General features: G+C 71.4%; 1 protein-coding gene. It reads left to right on the top strand.

Annotated elements, in window-relative coordinates; genetic code table 11:
- On the top strand, positions 1–1,575 hold a 1,575-nt coding region (locus AB0B91_RS65860; RefSeq protein WP_358343190.1), incomplete at both ends, for a bifunctional metallophosphatase/5'-nucleotidase.

The following is a 1,575-nucleotide window of genomic DNA, read 5'->3' as shown; positions in this document are numbered from 1 at the left end:
CCGCGCTCGCCGTGACCGCCCTCGGCGCGGTCACGACCACCCCCGACCAGGCGGACGCCGGCCCGAAGCCGGTCGCCGTCAAGCTGCTCGCGCTCAACGACTTCCACGGCAACCTCGAACCGCCGTCCGGCTCCAGCGGCACCATCGCCGGGCAGCCCGCCGGCGGGGCCGAATACCTCGCCACCCAGCTCGCCGAGCTGCGCAAGCGCGCCGCCAAGGAGCAGAACACGATCACCGTGGCGGCCGGCGACCTGATCGGCGCCTCCCCGCTGCTCTCCGCCGCGTTCCACGACGAGCCGACCATCGAGGCGCTTTCGCTGGCCGGGCTCGACTACGCCAGCGTCGGCAACCACGAGTTCGACGAGGGTGCCGACGAGCTGCTGCGCATCCAGAACGGCGGCTGCCACCCGGTCGACGGCTGCGTCGACGGCACCCCGTACGAGGGCGCCGGCTTCCAGTACCTCTCCGCGAACGCGTTCAAGACCGCGACCGGCCAGCCGCTGCTGGCGCCGTACGCCATCCACAAGGTGCAGGGCGTCAAGGTCGGCTTCATCGGCATGACGCTGGAGGGCACCCCGCGCATCGTCAGCCAGCAGGGCGTCGCCGGCCTGACCTTCGCCGACGAGGCGCAGACCGCCAACCGGTACGCCCGCGAGCTGCGCCGCCAGGGCGTCGAGACCATCGTCGTGCTGCTGCACGAGGGCGGCACCCAGGACGCCACCGGCGGCATCAACGACTGCAAGGGCATCTCCGGCCCCATCGTGGACATCGCCAACCGGATGGACCCGTCCATCGACGTGGTCGTCAGCGGCCACACCCACCAGGCGTACAACTGCGACATCAGCGGCAAGCTGGTCACCAGCGCCAGCTCCTTCGGCCGCCTGGTCACCGACATCGACCTCTCCATCGACCGGCGCACCGGCGACGTGATCAGCGCCAAGGCCGAGAACGTGGTGGTCACCCGGGACCTCGCCCCGGACCGGGCGCAGACCGACCTGATCAAGCGCTACAAGACCGTGCTCGGCCCGGTGGCCGGCCGCGAGGTCGGCCAGACCACCACGGAGATCAAGAAGACCCAGGAGACCCTCTTCGGTACGACCATGGGCGAGTCGCCGCTGGGCAACCTGATCGCCGACGCGCAGCTCGCCGCCACCGACGACGAGCAGGGCGCCGTCGCCGCCTTCATGAACCCCGGTGGCGTACGCGCCGACCTCGACGCCGGGCCGGTCACCTACGAGGAGGCGTTCACGGTGCAGCCGTTCGCCAACAACCTCGTGACGCTCGACCTCACCGGCGCGCAGCTCTACTGCCTGCTGGAGCAGCAGTTCGTCACCGGCCGGACGCTCTACCCGTCGTCGACCGTCCGGTACGTCGTCGACTCCGCCGGCACCACCGGCACCGCCGCCGACGCCTGCTCCGGCACCCGGGTCGTCCGGGGCAGCCTCACCCTCGGCGGTACGGCGGTCACCGCCGACGCCACGTACCGCGTCACGGTGAACAACTTCCTCTCCGGCGGCGGCGACGGCTTCACCGTCCTCACCGGCGGCACCAACGCGGTCACCGGAATGATCGACC

The sequence above is a fragment of the Nonomuraea sp. NPDC049141 genome (genome assembly GCF_040648415.1).
Taxonomy (GTDB): domain Bacteria; phylum Actinomycetota; class Actinomycetes; order Streptosporangiales; family Streptosporangiaceae; genus Nonomuraea.
This window is presented reverse-complemented; position numbering and strand designations above follow the sequence as displayed.